Origin of the sequence: Hydrogenophilus thiooxidans, assembly GCF_019049855.1 — a bacterium.
GTDB lineage: Bacteria > Pseudomonadota > Gammaproteobacteria > Burkholderiales > Rhodocyclaceae > Hydrogenophilus > Hydrogenophilus thiooxidans.
Map to the genome: position 1 here is coordinate 89,285 of NZ_JAHLSY010000007.1, position 16,983 is coordinate 106,267.

Consider the following 16,983-nt stretch of genomic DNA (forward strand, 5'->3'; position numbering starts at 1 on the left):
AACGATGAGCGAAACGAACCCTTCCCCATCCGACGACCTCTGGCACACCTGCTGCGCGCGCTTGCAGAGCAAGATCCCGGTACAACAATACAAAACCTGGATTCGACCGCTTGCAGGCGTCGCAGTGGACGGTGCGGGTGCCGAACTGCGCGTCTTTGCGCCCAACCGCTTCATTTTGCAGTGGGTACGCGAACGCTACTGGGGCATCATCACCGACGAACTCGCGGCACTCGGCATCGAACGCGCGGAATTGACATTGGGAGAACCGCCGCGTCGTGACAATGCAGCTGCTGCCCCCCAAACCGGCGCAACCGAACCGCAAACGGCGCCAACCGCGCATGCGGTTGCTTCGTCGCGCCCGCACGCCGAACCAGAAGCCCTTTCAGTGGAACCCGCACCGGTTTCGGCTGGAGAAGATTCCGCTGGAGAAGAAGAGAAGACCACCAGCCCTGCGGCGCCTGCCGCCGTCCCATCTGCCGACACCGCAGTTGCGAACACCGCCGCTGTTTCCCCACCCCCCACTGCGCGGTTACGGGCTCGGCGCAAGCCGCCTGCGGTAAATGACGCCGACCCGACCCACGCGCCGACGATCGAAGCGCTCTACGAACGAACCCGGCTCAACCCCAACGCCACTTTCGAGACGCTGGTCACTGGTCGCGCGAACGATCTGGCGCGCGCCGCTGCGATGCAAGTCGCGCACCACCCCGGTAACTCCTACAACCCCCTCTTCATCTATGGGGGTGTCGGTCTGGGCAAAACCCACCTCATCCACGCAATCGGCAACGCGATCTTCCAAAACAACCCACGCGCGGTGATTCGGTACGTCCACGCCGAAGACTATTACGCCGACGTGGTACGCGCCTATCAACAGAAGAGCTTCGACGCGTTCAAACGGTTCTACCGCTCGCTCGACGTGCTGTTGATCGACGACATCCAGTTCTTCCAGAACAAAACCCGCACGCAAGAGGAGTTCTTCCACGCGTTCAACGCGCTCACCGAAGCGCGCAAACAGATCGTGATCACCTGTGACACCTACCCCAAAGACATCCAAGGGTTGGAAGACCGCTTGATCTCGCGCTTCGACTGGGGCCTCACCGTCCAGATCGAACCCCCAGAGCTCGAAATGCGGGTGGCGATCCTCAAGAAAAAAGCGGAACTGATGGCGATCGACCTCGCTGACGACGTCGCGTTCCTCATTGCCAAGCACCTCAAATCGAACGTGCGTGAACTCGAAGGGGCGCTCAACAAAGTGGTTGCGTACGCCAATTTCCTGGCCCGCCCGATCACGTTGGAACTGGCGAAAGAGGCGCTCAAGGACCTGCTCAACGCCTTCAACCGGCAACTTACCGTCGAGCAGATCCAAAAAACGGTGGCCGACTACTACAAAATCAAAGTGGCCGAGATGCACTCTAAGAAACGCACCCGCGCGGTCGCGCGCCCCCGGCAGGTCGCGATGTATCTCGCCAAAGAGCTCACGCCATTGTCCTTGCCCGCGATCGGCGAAGCCTTCGGCGGCCGCGACCACACCACGGTGATCCACGCCTGCCGAACGATCACCGAACTGCGCACCCAAGACCCACAGCTCAACCACGACGTTCATGTCCTACTGCAAGTGCTACGCGGATAACAAGGAGACGCCATGCTGATTCGAGCCCCCCGTGATACGCTGCTCACACCGCTCGCTGCCGCGGCCGGTATCGTGGAAAAGCGGCAAACCAAGCCGATCCTCGGCTGTTTCCTGCTGGAGCGCAGCGACGACGGTCTTACCGTCACCGCTACCGACCTCGAAGCGCAAATCGTCGTTCGGCAACCGCTTGGCGAATTGGCTGGGGAAAACGGCGCCTGCGCGGTGCCAGCGAAGAAGCTCCTCGATATTCTGAAGAGCTTGCCCGACGGGGCCGAAGTGCAGCTCCTTGCCGAAGAGAACACCCTCAAGGTAACGAGCGGACGGTCACGCTTCACGTTGCACACGCTGCCGGCGCACGACTTCCCGCGCCTTACCCCCCCCAGCGAAGGCGACCAACTGACGCTCACGCAACACACCTTGCGCCGCTTGGTGGCGCTCACAGCGTTTGCGATGGCCCAACAAGACGTCCGCTACTATCTGAACGGGCTCTTTTTCCACCTCCACGACCAGAATTTGCACGTGGTCGCTACCGACGGGCATCGTCTCGCCCACGTCGAAGAGGCGATGCCGGAATTTCGCGACGAACGGGAAGCGATCCTGCCGCGCAAAACGGTCCTCGAACTGCAGCGTCTGCTCTCCGACAGCGACCAGCCGGTGGCGATCACCATCGCCGAACGGCAAGTGGTCTTCACCACCGGTGCGGTGCAATTCACCAGCAAGATCATCGAAGGGAAGTTCCCCGATTACCGTCGGGTGATCCCCATGAACCACCCCGTGCGGATCGTCTTCGACCGGGTTGAACTCCTGCGCGCACTGCAACGGGTTGCGGTGCTTGCCGAAGACAAATTGCGGCCGATCAAACTCACGTTCGAAACGGGGCTCGTGCGCATCTCCGGGCACAACGTCGAACGCGAAGAAGCGGTCGAAGAGATCGAGATCCACTACGAAGGGGCGCCACTCGAGATCGGCTTCAACGTCAGCTACCTCATCGACGTGCTCACTGCGCTCACCAACGAAGTGATCCACATCCAACTCAAAGACAGCATGGCCGCAGCGCTCATCACCACACCGGACGACGAACACTTCCATTACGTCGTGATGCCGATGCGGCTGTGAAACAACGCACACCACCGAACGAACGCAGCGAATCAAACCGATGGTCCAGGAAAACGCAATGACCCAAACCTACGACGAAAGCGCGATTCAACAACTCGAAGGGCTCGAAGCGGTCCGCAAACGCCCCGGCATGTACATCGGCGATACCTCCGATGGAACGGGGCTCCACCATATGATCTTCGAAGTGGTCGACAACGCGATCGACGAAGCGCTGGCTGGCTACTGCGACGACATCGTCGTGACGGTCCACGCCGACAACTCGGTTTCGGTGCGCGACAACGGCCGCGGGATCCCCACTGGCATCAAATGGGACGACAAAAACGAACCGAAACGCTCCGCCGCAGAGATCGTGATGTGCGTGCTGCACGCCGGTGGCAAATTCAACCAGAACAGTTACAAAGTCTCCGGCGGGCTTCACGGTGTCGGCGTCTCGTGTGTGAACGCACTCTCCAAATGGCTCAAACTCACCATCTGGCGTGACGGGTACAAACACGTCCTCGAATTTTCTCGTGGCGTGCCCACCCTCTTCGACGAAACCTGGGAAACCCCACCCGGCGGCGGGGAACCGGTGCACGTGCGCAAGATGAAGGTGGTGGGTGCGACGCAAAAGCGCGGCACCGAAGTCCATTGGCTTGCGGACGAAGAGATCTTCGGCACGATCGAATACCATGCCGACCAGATCACGAAACGCCTGCGCGAACTTTCGTTTCTCAACAACGGCGTCAAGATCCGCTTCATCGACCAACGCACCGGCAAAGAAGAGGACTTCGCCTTCTCGGGCGGCGTCAAGGGCTTCGTCCAATACCTCAACCGCAACAAGCAGCCGCTCCACCCCACCATCTTCCACGCGAGCGGCGCGGTCACCGTCCCGCAAGACGTCGGGCACGAAGCGGAAATCAGCATCGAAGTGGCGATGCAGTGGAACGACAGCTTCGCCGAACAGGTGCTTTGCTACACCAACAACATTCCGCAACCCGACGGCGGCACCCACCTCACCGGGTTGCGCAGCGCGATGACGCGGGTGATCAATAAATACCTGGAAGCGAACGAAATCGCAAAAAAAGCGAAAGTCGAGATCACCGGCGACGACATGCGTGAAGGGCTCACCTGCGTCCTATCCGTGAAGATGCCCGACCCGAAATTCGCCAGCCAAACCAAAATGAAACTGGTGAGTTCGGAAGCGCGCACCGCGGTGGAAGAGGTAGTGGGCAAAGCGCTCGAAACCTTCCTGCTCGAACATCCCAACGAAGCGAAAGCGATCGTCGGCAAAATCGTCGAAGCAGCACGCGCCCGCGAAGCGGCGCGCAAAGCGCGCGAAATCACGCGCCGCAAAGGGGTACTCGACGGCGTGGGGCTGCCGGGAAAACTTGCCGACTGCCAAGAGAAAGACCCGGCAAAATCGGAACTCTTCATTGTCGAGGGCGACTCCGCCGGTGGCTCCGCGAAGCAAGGGCGCGACCGCCGCTTCCAAGCGATCTTGCCGCTCAAAGGCAAAATCCTCAACGTCGAAAAAGCGCGTTTCGACAAACTCCTGCAAAGCCAGGAGATCGCCACGCTGATCACCGCGCTCGGCACCGGGATCGGCAAAGCGGACTACAAACCGGAGAAGCTGCGCTACCACCGCATCATCCTGATGAGCGACGCCGACGTCGACGGCGCCCATATCCGGACACTGCTGCTCACCTTCTTCTACCGCCAGATGCCGGAGCTGATCGAACGCGGCCACGTCTATATCGCGCAACCCCCGCTCTACAAGGTGAAACTGGGTAAGACCGAGCGCTACCTCAAAGACGACGCGGAATTACAGCAATTTCTCATCGAACTGGCGGCGCAAGAGGCCGAACTCCTCCCGGCGCCAGACGCCGCACCGATTCGCGACGAAACGCTCTTGGGGCTGTTGCGCCAATGGCAACGCGCGCAACGGATCATCGACCGCCATAGCGCCCTCATCGACCCCACCATTCTGCAAACGATTCTGAACCACGCGATTGCGATCGACCTCAGCAACCAAGAAAACGCCGTCGCAAGCGCCCAACGGTTGCAGGCGGTGCTGGGCGACCAACTCCGCGTCCTCGCCGCATTCGACGAAGAGCGCGATCAATGGAGCTTACGCATCGAACGCACCGAACACGGGCTCATCAAGCGCAGCCTGCTCGATGCCGAACTCCTGGAATCTGGGGATTGGCAAACCGTGATGCACGTTGCCGAAGCCACTGCGACGCTCGTACAAGGTGAAGGGGAAGTGCGGCGCGGCGAAAAACGGCAGACGGTCCGCCATTTCGCCGATGCGGTCGCTTGGCTGATGGCCGAAGTAGAACGCCAGATCGTCAAACAACGCTACAAAGGGTTGGGCGAAATGAACCCGGAACAGCTCTGGGAGACGACGATGGATCCGGCAACCCGGCGGCTGCTCAAAGTGCAGATCGAAGACGCGATCGCCGCCGACGAAATCTTCTCGACCCTGATGGGCGATGCGGTCGAACCGCGGCGCGAGTTCATCGAGGCGAACGCGCTCTTCGTGCGTAATTTGGATGTGTGAATGATGCCAGTACTGGCAATGTTTTATGGCATCATTATTCGAATGTACCTGATGGAAGGTAGCCAACACCATCGCCCGCATATCCACGCACGGTATGGCGAATTCGAAGCAGCGATTGATATCGAAGAGGGGGAATTGTTGGCAGGTGAGTTACCGCGCAAACAACTTCGACTCGTCCAAGCGTGGATCGAGTTACGGCGGGACGAACTGCTCGCCAACTGGGAACTCGCCCAACAAGGTATTCCTCCGTATCGGATCGACCCTCTGTAACCACGAGGAACCACAGATGGATTGGGACGTTGTCAAAGTGAAACCGTTGGACGGCTACCGACTTCACTTGAAGCTTGCCGACGGAAAAGAAGGAATCGTGGACCTGACCCCGCTCCTCAGCAAGAAGGGGTTTCAAGAGCTACAAGATCGCGACTATTTCTGCCGAGTCTTTCCTTTTCTGGGCGCTTTGACTTGGCCTAACGGTCAGGACATTTCACCGGAGTGGGTTCTCGAACATCTCACACCGAACACTGAGGAAGTGCCTGTGTAACCGGCGCAGCACGAAAGCCGCTTCACATCCTGGGTAAAAGTCTGCGCGGCAAGCTTCACCCCCCCACGCGAGCGAACGCGTCGCGCAGCAATTTCGTACTGAACACCAGAAAAGCGCTGCCGGTAGCCGCTAGCCCCCACGCCTGGACCCGCGGCCGGGTTTGGCTCCAGCGGTGGAGCCGCGCGCCAACCAGGATCAGAACGGTGAGATAGGTAGCGCTGATCCCCTGCAACGTCGCGCCCAACAAGACGAACGCCCAATAGGGGTGGGGCGCATCCGCATCGACGAAGAGCACGAAAAACGAGAAGAAAAAGAGGATCGCTTTCGGGTTCAACAGGCTGATCACCAACGCCCGCCGAAACGGGTGGATCGCTACCCGGCGCGGTTCCGGTTCGGGGGCGGCTGCCCGATCGTCCTCGTTCGCGGTGGCCGTTTGCTTACCCCACCCGTGCCGCACTGCTTCCCAGACGAGTTTGCCGCCCATCCACGCCAGGTACGCGGCTCCTGCGAATTGCAACAGGGCAAAGAGCGTCGGTAGATAGCGCAGTAGCGACGCCGCGCCCAACACCGCGGCGCTCATCAGGATCGCGTCCCCGGTCAAAATCCCGAGTGCCGCGCGAAACCCCGCAGCGGGGCCCTGGCGCGACGCGGTGACGAACGCATAGAGCGAATTGGGTCCTGGCAACAAAACCACCAAAACCGTTCCCAAAACGAACGCGCCGTAGTCGTGAATCCCCAATGCGTGCCACAAACTCATCGTCTCTCTTGCTCCGCTTGTAACGCTCGCGCAAGCGCAACGACATACGCTTCGTCTGCGCTGCGGTAAGCCGCCGCCAACCAGGCGGAGAGGTCAGATCCGTCCGGCAATGTGGCGTCACCGTCCCGCACGAACCGCCGATAGAAAAAGGTCAAAGACCAGCGCATCGCGTCGCGTTCCACCAAGGTGATGGTCAAAAGACTCCCGGGGTATTCCGGGGTTGCCTGAGTGACGAACCGCAGCCATTCCCCCGTTTGCCACGTCACACGCTCTTCGAACGTCCGGTCACCGAACGCGATCCGCCGCGTCAGCGCTGCTTCTTTGGGCGCGTGCCAAAGCACATCACACGCCGTCACCCCGTCGATCCACCGCTGTGGGAACGTGACGCGCTCCCACAAACGCTGCCACACCGTGTCCCGTGATAGCGGCACCGATACCGCAAGCGGCAGGGTATGACAAACCTCCAACAACATGGTACCTCACCCACGCGTCGCGCACACGTTACCCATCGCCACTGTAGCGAACGAACCCCTTCGCCGTCAAACGGGCGCGAAGCCGCGCGGCATCCCCCTCAGAGGGCAGTTCTGTTTTTATGGTTTGGTTTTTCTATAAATATCTTTAAAATAAGTCTACACTCTGCCCAATCGTGGGGATAACCCTCTGAAAGCCGCCAAGACATGCGCCAAAACCCTGGGGATACTCCTGTACACAACGCCGGTACGGCGGTTGGAACGTTGACGTACCGTTTGCGGTGCATGCTGAGAAAGAGACGATGGTTCGTCAACCGTTCCCGCGCCATCCCCAGCTTGTCCACTGTGGTGTTTCTGCTACACCTGCTACTGGGTATCGCATTCGCACCCACCGCTTGGCCGACGGCCGCGTCAGCGAAATCCACGGGTTGGTCCACGACGTCACCAAAGAGATGCACTTGACCGAAGCGCTCGAACGGATCGCGTACCACGAACCGCTCACCGGATTGGCCAACCGCAACAGGCTTGTCGCTGGGCCGAGCAAGCGATCGCACGCTGCGTCGCAGAAAAAAAACCAAGCTTCGTCGTGTTGGGGGTGCTCGACCTCGACGAATTCGCGGCGGTCAATCTCCACTACGGGATTGTGCGCACGGATACGGGATCGCCAAGCCGATGCCTGCGCAGGAAGCCGCGGCGTGGGCGGCTTCGTGCACGTTCATTCACAAAATTATCCACAAGCCGAAACCTGCATTACAGGTAACCATCCTGCAACCGATCGGAGTGGGTCGCATTGGGGAAAAGTCAACGCACAGATCATGCAATGATTTGTCGATAAAAGAAAAATGGCACAGTGACTGCTTTTTCGCCCCCAAACGATCCCCGCCAAAATCCAAGTCGATCCCCAAGATTACCGACAGCACATTGCTAGACGAAGTCTATTGTTAACAGAGTTATCCACAGAACAACGGCGCGCATTGTTTACAGAATCTCTTACAAGAAAAATCAAAGTCAACAATTCCATCGACCCCGAACCCACTGCAAAGAGTGCGTGGTACGGATCACGAACGCGCCCGTTGCGGTACAATGCGTGTCATCAAATTGTCACATTCGCTCGGTAGACTGCGCCCCGTCATCCTCAGCAACCCAAAGGAGCAGTCCGATGAAACTTCGCAACACCCTTTCCCTGGTCGCCACGCTTGCCGTAGCGGGTGTCGTCACAACCCCGGCGGTGACCTTCGCGGCGGAAGAAATAGTGAAGATCGACGGTTCGAGCACCGTCTATCCCGTCACCGAAGCCGTTGCGGAGGAGTTCCAGACCGCGCAGCGCGGTAAGGTGAAAGTCACCGTCGGCATTTCGGGAACCGGTGGCGGTTTCAAGAAGTTCTGCCGTGGCGAGACCGATATTTCCAACGCGTCGCGCCCGATTCTCGAAAAAGAGATGAAGTTGTGTGCCGAAAACGGCATCCAGTACATCGAACTCCCTGTGGCGTTCGACGCGCTCACCGTGGTGATCCACCCGAAAAACACCTGGGCCGAAGAGATGACGGTTGCCGAACTCAATAAGATGTGGGCGCCCGAAGCGCAAGGGGTGATCACCAACTGGAAGCAGGTCTCTCCCCGTTTTCCGGATCGGCCGCTCAAACTCGCGGGTGCTGGGTCGGATTCGGGAACGTTCGACTATTTCACCGAAGCGATCGTGGGTAAAGCCAAGTCGAGCCGTGGCGACTACCTGGCGTCTGAGGACGACAACGTGGTCGTGCAGTTCGTGAGCTCGGATGAGAACGCGCTCGGTTACTTCGGCCTGGCGTACTATCTTGAGAACCAAGACAAACTGAAAGCGGTGAAGATCAAGAAGGACGAAAATTCGCCAGCGGTCGCGCCCAGCGTCGAAACGGTGAATAACGGTACCTATCAACCGCTTTCGCGCCCGATCTTCATCTACGTCAATGCCAAAGCGGCCAAAGAGAAACCGGAAGTGCGTGAATTCGTTGCGTTCTACCTCAAGCATGCTGGCAAATTGGCCAAAGAGGTGGGGTACGTCAATTTGCCCGACCAGGCGTATGAGTTGGCGATGAAAAACTTCCAAGCGATGAAGACGGGCACCGTTTTTGGCGGCCATGCCGAAGTGGGTGTGCGCGTCGAAGAACTGCTTGCGCGCGAAGCCAAGCAGTAAATGGTTCCAGAAAAACGGCTGTGGGCAAGAGTGGGTACAGCCGTTTTTTTTGTCTACCCTGCATCACCGACAAGGAAACCCTGTCGTGACCGCTGAGCCAAGCCATTGCGCATCGCTTCCTGAAGGGCATGTCACCCATACCCGTGCCCGCAACGTCAAAGAGCGGCTGATCGAAACGGCGCTGTTCCTTGCCGCATTTTCTGCGGTGGCGACAACCGTGGCGATCGTCGCGATCCTCCTCTATGAAGGGTGGAGCTTTTTCCAGCACGTCTCACTCGTGGAATTCCTCACCCATACGCAATGGACACCGCTCTTCGAAAAAGCGGAGTATGGGGTCTTGCCGCTTATTGCCGGCACATTCACCATTTCGGCAATCGCGGTGCTGGTCGCGATTCCGCTTGGGCTGATGGTTGCGATCTACCTCTCTGAGTTTGCGTCGCATCGTGTTCGCGAAACCGTCAAACCCTTTCTTGAGCTTTTGGAAGGGGTACCGACCATCGTCTACGGTTACTTTGCGCTGCTTTTCGTCACGCCGCTCTTGCAGAAGATCATTCCTGGATTGCCCGGTTTCAACATGCTGAGCCCTGGGATCGTGATCGGGATCATGATCACGCCGTATGTGGCGTCGGTATCCGAAGACGCGATGCGCGCGGTGCCGATGGCGATGCGCGAGGCCTCGTACGCGATGGGGGCGACACGCTTCCAAACGGCGATGAAAGTGGTGTTGCCCGCCGCGATCTCCGGTGTGGTCGCCGCGTTCATCCTGGGTATTTCCCGAGCGGTCGGGGAGACGATGGTGGTTGCGATCGCTGCGGGGCAACAGCCCAATTTCACCTTCGATCCGCGTGAGCACGCCGCGACGATCACTGCCTACATCGTGCAGGTGGCGATGGGGGATCTGCCGCACGGGTCGATCGGTTATCAGAGTATCTTCGCAGTCGGGTTGGTGCTCGTGGTGATCACCCTCTTTTTCAACGTGATCGGCCAATACGTGCGCCGGCGCTGGCGGGAGGCCTACTGATCATGCAGCAGAGCGAAAAAAACGAACTTACCGCGCTGCGGCGCGATATTGCGAAGCGCCGCCGCTGGGACGTGATTTTCGGATTGATCGGCTTGGGGGCGACGCTCATCGGAGTGATCGTGCTGTTCGCGCTCTTTACGGACCTGGTGCTCGATGGGTACCGCCACGTGGTGCAGGAAGAGTTCTATTTCAACTTCCCGTCGCGGCGGCCGGAGCGCGCCGGGATCTATTCCGCGTGGGTGGGAACGGCGTTGGTGATGATCGTGACCTTCCTGGCCGCAGCACCGCTGGGGGTTGCCGCTGCAGTCTATCTCGAAGAGTACGCGCCGAAGAACTGGCTCACGGAGCTCATCGAGATCAACGTCACCAATTTGGCCGCGGTGCCGTCGATCGTCTATGGGTTGCTCGCGCTGGGTCTCTTCGTCTATATCCTCGACTTCGGGCAAAGCATTCTCACCGCGGGGCTGACGCTCGCGTTGATGATCCTGCCGGTGGTAATCGTCGCGACGCGTGAAGCGTTGCGCGCGATTCCCCAGCACATCAAAGAGGCGGCGTACGCGTTGGGCGCTACCCGGTGGCAGGTGGTTTCCGACCATCTGGTTCCGTATGCGTCGGGCGGGATCCTGACCGGGGTGATCATCGGAATGGCGCGCGCGATCGGCGAAACGGCGCCGGTGATCACGATCGGGGCACTCACCTTCATCGCGTTCCTGCCGCCGATGCCTTTCGCTGGCGATCCTCCCGCAGGGCCTTTCGACTGGCTCTTTTCCCCATTTACTGTACTGCCCATCCAGATGTTCAACTGGCTTTCCCGACCACAGTCGGAGTTCCATTCGCTTGCGGCTGGGGTGGGGATCGTGATCATCGTCGCCACGCTCCTGATGAATGGTCTGGCGATCTGGCTCCGGTACCGTATTCGTCGCAATCTCACTTGGTAAAGCACCATGGATCAACCACAACGCATCGTTCATGAAGCCACCGGGGTAACACTCGACGCGCCGGTGAAAGCGCAAGCCAAAGGGTTCCACTTCTACTACGGCGCGCACCATGCGCTCAAAGACCTCAACATGCCCGTTGCGGAAAAACGGGTGACGGCGCTGATCGGCCCTTCGGGGTGCGGGAAATCGACTTTCCTGCGCAGCTTCAACCGCATGCACGACCTCTACCCGGGCAACCGCTATGTTGGTGAAATCCGTCTCTATCCGGACGACATCAACCTGGTTTCGCCCGAAGTCGACCCGATCGAGATCCGCATGCGGGTGGCGATGGTGTTTCAGAAGCCCAACCCGTTTCCGAAATCGATCTTCGACAACGTCGCGTATGGTTTGACGGTCCGTGGCATGAAAAACCGCACCGAAATCGCGGACCGGGTGGAAGCGGCGCTCAAAGCGGCGGCGTTGTGGGACGAAGTGAAAGACCGGTTGGATGCGTTGGGCACGTCGCTTTCCGGCGGACAGCAGCAGCGGCTCTGCATCGCGCGGGCGCTTGCGGCGGAACCGGAGATTTTGCTGCTCGACGAGCCCACGTCGGCGCTCGATCCGATTGCGACCGCGTCGATCGAAGAGCTGGTGACCGAACTGCGCGACCGGGTGACGATTCTGATCGTGACCCACAACATGCAACAAGCGGCACGGATCTCCGATTACACCGCGTTCATGTATTTGGGGGAACTGGTCGAGTTCGGCCCGACGGACGAGATCTTCGTCCGCCCGAAAAAGAAACAGACCGAAGACTACCTCACCGGCCGTTTCGGTTGAGCCGTCTCGGGTCGCGTGACAGGGGGTGTGCGGTGTCGCACCCCCTACCGCTGGTTTGTGGCCAGAGCTGGCGCGGCTTATGGTTGGCGGGCGGCCACGACCCGGTTCTTGCCCGCGCGCTTCGCGGCGTAGAGCGCTTCGTCGGCGCGGGCGACCAGCTGTTCGAGCGTTTCGCCGTCACCTAGCCATTCGGCGACGCCAGCGCTGAAGGTGATCACGTGGTGGCGATCGTCGTAGAAGAAGAGCGATTTGGTCAGTTCGCGCTGGAGGCGCTGGATCACCCGCTCAGCCTCCGCAAGCGCGCTGTCGGGCAGGACGATCACGAACTCCTCCCCGCCCCAACGGGCGATGCCGTCCTGCGGGCGCAGATAGCGCTTGGCGATCGCGGCCAGATGCTGTAACGCGCGGTCTCCGGCCGGATGACCGAAGGTATCGTTGAATTTCTTGAAATTGTCGAGGTCGAGCACCGCGAGCGAGAGCGGCGTCTGTAAGCGGAGCGCACGCGCTTTTTCGCGGTGCCAGAAATTTTCCAAACCGCGGCGGTTCATCAGGCCCGTGAGCGGGTCGCTCACCGTCTGCTGGGAGAGCTCCCGGAGCTCTTGTTCGAGTTTCTCCATCCGTTCGCGCGTCGCCAACAGCTCTTGCTGGATGCGCTGTGCCGTTTGCGAAATCTGCGCAGAAGAGTGGTGCATGAACTGAGCGCGTTCAACCGTTTGCACCAATACGTCGCGCAGTTCGGTGAGGGTTTTTGCCTGCTGAACTTTGGCAACCGTTTGCTTGAGTTCGTCGGCGTACTGACCGCTGTCGCTCGAAAACGACGCCAGCCGATCGATCACGACGGAGAGGAGTTCGCGGATCTCTGCTTCGGCTTTGCGCCGTTCGTCGATCACCTGGCGTTGCGCGTCGATCAGCTGTTCGAGCCGTTCGCTCGCCTCTTCCAAAATGCCCGCTTCGTGCATCCGCGTGAGCGCGTCGCGGATGAATTTGACCTGTTGCCGCGCCAATTCCGCTTCGAGCACGAAGTTGTCGAGGTGCCGCAGCATCAGTTCGACCAACCGCGTCAGGTCGCGCGCGTGGTCGCTCACTGCGAGCGCGATCGGTGCGGCGGCTTCGATGAAGAGTCGCAATTCGTGCGCCAGTTCCGCCGTCATGGGTTCCGTATCGAGGCGCTGCAACAGCGAAACCGCGATCTCGTGCAGGTCGGCTTCTGGGTTGAGGAACGGGAGAAAGAGCTCGCGGATCACCGCAGCAAAGAGTTCGTTGAACTCGCGGTCGAACGCGGCAGGCTGTGGCGCTGGAGCCGCGGTCGCGGAAACGGAATGGGGATGTTCCGGCTCGTTGGCCAGAAACCATTCGGCCGCCCGTTCGAGCGCGGGTTGTGCGGCGGTGTAGTTGCGTTTGGCGAGCGCGTCGTGGGCGATTTTCAGGTGGCGCGCGATCTCGGGGGGATCGCCAGGCAGGAGCTTTGCCAGCGCGTGGAGGAGTACCGGGGTTGCCGGCGTTGGCGGTACAGGCAAGCCCCGCGCGTCGTAGTAGGCTTCGCGCAGCGCATCGCCACTCAAACGGGCACCGAAGCGCTCGATCAGCCGGGCGATGATCGGCCGCAACTCCTCCTCAGTCGCCCCGTTTTTGTTATGCTTCGTGCTCAAGCCGTTACCCTCTTTTTTTTTGCAAAAGTATATAACAAAGGTTGAAATCGCGTGCGCGAACGTCGTGATCCGTTACCCGAAGTTTCGCTGGAGCAGTTGCGCCCGGGGGTGCATATCGAGCTCGATCTTCCGTGGCTCGACCATCCCTTCTGGTTCAACGCATTCACGATCAAAGACGAGGCGCAGTTGGCCGAACTCAAAGCGTTGGGGTTGACGAAGGTGCGGTGGAACCCCAAAAAGAGCCGGGTACCGCCGCTGCCGCCCCCAGCAAAGGGAACCGCGCAGCCGGCTGCCGAATCGCAGCAAGCGGTAGCCAATGTCGAGAAGGTTCGAGCGCAGATCGCGGCGCAACGGGCCGCCAAACGCAAACAGCACGAAGCGGTGGTGGCGATGCGCCGAACGTTGGCCCGCTGCCAAGAGGCCTACCAGGCAACCACGGAACGCACCCGAGCGGCGCTTGCCGCGATCGACCGCGGACAACCCGACGGCGCGCGGTTGGCGCGCGATGTCGCTGCAGAGGCGGCGAGCCGTTTCACCCCGCAGGCGGAGGTGGTATTGCAGCTCATCGCCGAGCATGCGCACGACGAGGGGGCAACAGGCCATGCGCTCAACACGATGGTGGTGGCGCAGATGCTCGCGCATCGCATGGGGTTCGATCAGGCACAGATCGAGGCGGTGGGCACCGCAGCGCTGCTGCACGATATCGGCAAAGCGCGCATTCCCACGAGCGTCCTCTACAATACCCAGCGCAGCCGCGCCGAAGAGCAGCTCTATCGCCTCCATCCGGTCTATGGGGCGGAATGGTTGGCCGAAATCCTGGGAATAGCCGACGAGATCCGTCTTTGGGTTCGCGCGCACCACGAGCGCATCGACGGGAAAGGGTTTCCCGATGGCTTGGCGGGCGATGCGGTGCCGCTTGCGGCGCAGATCGTCGGGTTGGCGAACCGCTTCGACAATCTCTGTAACCCGATTCCTGGAATTCGCCCATTGCCGCCCGCGAAAGCGGTGGCGTGGCTCTTCCGCCACGAAAAGGGGGCATGGGACGAGGCGCTCTTCGCCGTCTTCGTGAAGATGATCGGCGTCTATCCACCCGGTACCTTCGTTCGTCTCTCCAACGACGCGGTGGGGTTGGTGTTGCGCAATAGCCCCCGGGATCCGTTGCGCCCGTGGGTGCTGCTCTATGAGCCCGAAACGCCGCGCAGCGAACTGGTTGCGATCGACCTCACCACGGTTCCCGACGTGACCATCGCCGAAGCGGTGCCACCGGAACGCTTGCCGCCGGAGGTGGTCGAAACGCTCGACCCTCGGTGCAAAGTGCGCTATTTTCATGACGTGGCGCGCTGATCCTGGCGTACGGTTCGAGAGGGGTTGGGTCCATTGGTCGAAAGCAGTTGAGGGCAAAGGGAAGAAATGCGTTTTTTCATTACCGGAACAGCCGGTTTCATCGGTTTTCACTTGGCGCAGCAGTTGCTCGAAGCGGGCCATACGGTCACCGGCTTCGACGGGCTGACCGACTATTACGACGTAACCCTCAAACGCCGCCGCCACGCACGCCTTACCGCATACCCGGCGTTCACCGCGGTGGAAGCGCTGCTTGAGGATCAGACGGCGTTGGATCGCGCAGTGGATGCGGCGCAGCCGGAGGTGATCGTCCATTTGGCCGCGCAGGCCGGGGTGCGTTACAGCTTGGAAAATCCGCGTGCGTATATCGACGCGAACCTGGTGGGCACGTTTCACCTTTTGGAAGCGGCGAAACGGGTGCAGCCCAAGCACCTGTTGCTGGCGTCTACAAGCAGCGTCTATGGCGCGAACCGCGAGATGCCGTTCGTCGAAACCCAGCCGACCGAAACGCCGCTCACCCTCTACGCCGCGACCAAAAAGGCGAACGAAGCGATGGCGCACGCCTACGCCCACCTGTGGCAGCTTCCCACCACCCTTTTTCGCTTCTTCACCGTCTATGGTCCGTGGGGTCGGCCCGATATGGCGCTCTTCAAATTCACCCGCGGCATTCTCGACGGCACGCCGATCGAGATCTACAACCACGGTGAGATGTACCGCGATTTTACCTATATCGACGACCTGGTGCGCGCGATCCGCTTGCTGGTCGACGTGCCGCCACCCCCTCCTTCGGCGCGTACCGAAGAACACGGCTGGCAGCCGATTCCTGGCGACACGCTGAGCCCGGTCGCGCCGTGGCGCGTCGTCAATATTGGCAATTCCCAGCCGGTGCAGCTGTTGGATTTCGTCGATGCCCTCGAAAAAGCGCTCGGGAAAAAGGCGGTTCGCCGCTACCTCCCCATGCAAAAGGGCGATGTCCCGGCAACGTGGGCCGACTGTTCGCTGCTCGAGCGGCTCACGGGGTACACGCCGCAAACGCCGGTTGCCGAAGGGGTGGCGCGGTTCGTGGCGTGGTATCGCGACTATACCGGGAGATGAGGATGGATAAGAAACTGCCGATCGGCATCCAGAGTTTCACGCAGATCCGCCGGGAAGGGTACTACTACGTCGATAAGACCCCATTTTTGGCACGCATGGTGGAAAGCGGCGGCAAGTACTATTTTCTTTCCCGTCCGCGGCGCTTTGGCAAGTCGTTGCTGCTCGACACGATCGCATGCGCCTTTTCCGGGCAGCGCGAACTCTTCGCGGCGCATGATGGGCGAGACGGCAGCGCGCCGCGCGAAGCGCTCTACCTTGCGGATCATTGGGAGTGGAGCCAACGCTACCCGGTGGTTCGGCTCTCGTTCGTTGAGGGCCCTTTGAACGACGAAGCGGAGCTGGTCGAAGCGATCACCCTGCAACTGAGCGAAAACGCGCGGCGATTGCAGGTGCCGTTCGAGCCCACTTCCAATCACTTCCGCAGCCAATTCGATCAGCTCCTGTGCCGCATTGCGGAGCACTACGGGCAACCGGTGGTAGTGCTGGTGGATGAATACGACAAACCGATCCTTGACCACCTCACCAACCCCGAAGTGGCCACCGTGATGCGCAACGCGCTGCGCAACCTCTACAGTGTCCTCAAAGCGCGCAGCGACTGTCTGCGCTTTGTTTTTCTCACCGGCGTTTCCAAATTCAGCCAAGTGTCGCTCTTTTCCGGGCTCAACAACCTCAACGACATCACGCTCGATGACGACTATGCAGCGATCTGTGGCTATACCGACGCCGACCTCGACACGGTCTTTGCGCCGGAGTTTGCCGCGGCGGCGGCAGAAGGCAGGCCGCTTGATCGCGAGCGGGTGCGCTTTTGGTACAACGGCTACTGGTGGGGCGGCGCGGATCGGGTCTATAACCCGTTTGACGTGCTCCTTTGTTTGGCCAAACGCGAATACCGCCCGT

Annotated in this window: 16 protein-coding genes; 13 read left to right on the plus strand and 3 right to left on the minus strand. The window is 60.3% G+C overall.

What is annotated here, in order from left to right; all coding sequences use genetic code 11:
- The first annotated feature begins 4 nt into the window (after positions 1-4).
- Genes dnaA through KUL93_RS05225 form a run of 5 tightly spaced genes read left to right on the plus strand, consistent with a single transcriptional unit; the run spans position 5 to position 5,823 of the window.
- Entirely contained in the window at positions 5-1,627 is a 1,623-nt protein-coding gene (gene dnaA / locus KUL93_RS05205; protein ID WP_217126027.1) for a chromosomal replication initiator protein DnaA, read from the plus strand.
- A gap of 12 nt (positions 1,628-1,639) precedes the next feature.
- Entirely contained in the window at positions 1,640-2,743 is a 1,104-nt protein-coding gene (gene dnaN / locus KUL93_RS05210; RefSeq protein ID WP_217126028.1) for a DNA polymerase III subunit beta, read from the plus strand.
- 40 nt (positions 2,744-2,783) lie between these two features.
- Positions 2,784-5,282, plus strand: a complete 2,499-nt coding sequence (gene gyrB / locus KUL93_RS05215) for a DNA topoisomerase (ATP-hydrolyzing) subunit B (protein WP_430408201.1) — start codon at positions 2,784-2,786, stop codon at positions 5,280-5,282.
- Complete coding sequence (locus KUL93_RS05220; protein WP_197713700.1) at positions 5,283-5,552, plus strand: DUF4160 domain-containing protein; 270 nt, start codon at positions 5,283-5,285, stop codon at positions 5,550-5,552. It abuts the gene before it with no gap.
- A gap of 16 nt (positions 5,553-5,568) precedes the next feature.
- The gene (locus tag KUL93_RS05225) at positions 5,569-5,823 is read left to right on the plus strand and encodes a DUF2442 domain-containing protein (protein ID WP_119334138.1); all 255 of its coding nucleotides are present in this window, start codon (positions 5,569-5,571) and stop codon (positions 5,821-5,823) included.
- Positions 5,824-5,878: 55 nt separating this feature from the next.
- Here the strand turns inward: KUL93_RS05225 and leuE are convergent, their stop codons facing one another.
- Both leuE and KUL93_RS05235 read right to left on the minus strand, forming a co-directional pair.
- On the minus strand, positions 5,879-6,580 hold the full coding sequence (gene leuE / locus KUL93_RS05230) for a leucine efflux protein LeuE (RefSeq protein WP_217126030.1): 702 nt from the start codon (positions 6,578-6,580) through the stop codon (positions 5,879-5,881).
- A complete protein-coding gene (locus tag KUL93_RS05235) occupies positions 6,577-7,053 on the minus strand; it encodes an AtaL-like protein (protein ID WP_217126031.1) in 477 nt (158 codons plus the stop codon). Before KUL93_RS05235 ends, leuE begins: the two co-directional genes overlap by 4 nt.
- 299 nt (positions 7,054-7,352) lie before the next feature.
- Between KUL93_RS05235 and KUL93_RS05240 the strand changes: the two genes are divergently transcribed.
- The 5 genes from KUL93_RS05240 (at position 7,353) to pstB (ending at position 12,001) form a co-directional block, all read left to right on the plus strand.
- The gene (locus KUL93_RS05240; RefSeq protein ID WP_217126032.1) at positions 7,353-7,874 is read left to right on the plus strand and encodes a hypothetical protein; all 522 of its coding nucleotides are present in this window, start codon (positions 7,353-7,355) and stop codon (positions 7,872-7,874) included.
- A gap of 335 nt (positions 7,875-8,209) precedes the next feature.
- Complete coding sequence (locus tag KUL93_RS05245) at positions 8,210-9,223, plus strand: PstS family phosphate ABC transporter substrate-binding protein (protein WP_217126033.1); 1,014 nt, start codon at positions 8,210-8,212, stop codon at positions 9,221-9,223.
- An 85-nt stretch (positions 9,224-9,308) separates the two neighbouring features.
- Positions 9,309-10,244, plus strand: a complete 936-nt coding sequence (gene pstC, locus KUL93_RS05250; protein ID WP_217126034.1) for a phosphate ABC transporter permease subunit PstC — start codon at positions 9,309-9,311, stop codon at positions 10,242-10,244.
- A gap of 2 nt (positions 10,245-10,246) precedes the next feature.
- On the plus strand, positions 10,247-11,182 hold the full coding sequence (pstA, locus tag KUL93_RS05255) for a phosphate ABC transporter permease PstA (RefSeq protein ID WP_119334144.1): 936 nt from the start codon (positions 10,247-10,249) through the stop codon (positions 11,180-11,182).
- A 6-nt stretch (positions 11,183-11,188) separates the two neighbouring features.
- A complete protein-coding gene (pstB, locus tag KUL93_RS05260; RefSeq protein WP_119334145.1) occupies positions 11,189-12,001 on the plus strand; it encodes a phosphate ABC transporter ATP-binding protein PstB in 813 nt (270 codons plus the stop codon).
- 77 nt (positions 12,002-12,078) lie between these two features.
- Here the strand turns inward: pstB and KUL93_RS05265 are convergent, their stop codons facing one another.
- A complete protein-coding gene (locus tag KUL93_RS05265; protein WP_217126035.1) occupies positions 12,079-13,650 on the minus strand; it encodes a GGDEF domain-containing protein in 1,572 nt (523 codons plus the stop codon).
- 51 nt (positions 13,651-13,701) lie between these two features.
- On the opposite strand from KUL93_RS05265, the gene KUL93_RS05270 reads away from it, so the two are divergent.
- From KUL93_RS05270 to KUL93_RS05280, 3 genes are all read left to right on the plus strand, one after another.
- Positions 13,702-14,994 (plus strand): HD-GYP domain-containing protein, encoded by a 1,293-nt coding sequence (locus tag KUL93_RS05270; protein ID WP_217126036.1) that lies wholly within the window; start codon positions 13,702-13,704, stop codon positions 14,992-14,994.
- A 66-nt stretch (positions 14,995-15,060) separates the two neighbouring features.
- The gene (locus KUL93_RS05275) at positions 15,061-16,086 is read left to right on the plus strand and encodes an NAD-dependent epimerase (RefSeq protein ID WP_217126037.1); all 1,026 of its coding nucleotides are present in this window, start codon (positions 15,061-15,063) and stop codon (positions 16,084-16,086) included.
- Positions 16,087-16,088: 2 nt separating this feature from the next.
- Positions 16,089-16,983: ATP-binding protein (locus KUL93_RS05280; protein WP_217126038.1), on the plus strand; the 895-nt coding region annotated here is incomplete at its 3' end.

Coding starts and splice junctions, on each gene's coding strand:
- dnaA (WP_217126027.1), top strand. CDS start 5: ATGAGCGAAACGAACCCTTCCCCATCCGACGACCTCTGGCACACCTGC.
- leuE (WP_217126030.1), bottom strand. CDS start 6,580: ATGAGTTTGTGGCACGCATTGGGGATTCACGACTACGGCGCGTTCGTT.
- KUL93_RS05225 (WP_119334138.1), top strand. CDS start 5,569: ATGGATTGGGACGTTGTCAAAGTGAAACCGTTGGACGGCTACCGACTT.
- KUL93_RS05240 (WP_217126032.1), top strand. CDS start 7,353: ATGGTTCGTCAACCGTTCCCGCGCCATCCCCAGCTTGTCCACTGTGGT.
- dnaN (WP_217126028.1), top strand. CDS start 1,640: ATGCTGATTCGAGCCCCCCGTGATACGCTGCTCACACCGCTCGCTGCC.
- pstB (WP_119334145.1), top strand. CDS start 11,189: ATGGATCAACCACAACGCATCGTTCATGAAGCCACCGGGGTAACACTC.
- gyrB (WP_430408201.1), top strand. CDS start 2,784: ATGGTCCAGGAAAACGCAATGACCCAAACCTACGACGAAAGCGCGATT.
- KUL93_RS05235 (WP_217126031.1), bottom strand. CDS start 7,053: ATGTTGTTGGAGGTTTGTCATACCCTGCCGCTTGCGGTATCGGTGCCG.
- KUL93_RS05245 (WP_217126033.1), top strand. CDS start 8,210: ATGAAACTTCGCAACACCCTTTCCCTGGTCGCCACGCTTGCCGTAGCG.
- KUL93_RS05275 (WP_217126037.1), top strand. CDS start 15,061: ATGCGTTTTTTCATTACCGGAACAGCCGGTTTCATCGGTTTTCACTTG.
- pstA (WP_119334144.1), top strand. CDS start 10,247: ATGCAGCAGAGCGAAAAAAACGAACTTACCGCGCTGCGGCGCGATATT.
- KUL93_RS05220 (WP_197713700.1), top strand. CDS start 5,283: ATGATGCCAGTACTGGCAATGTTTTATGGCATCATTATTCGAATGTAC.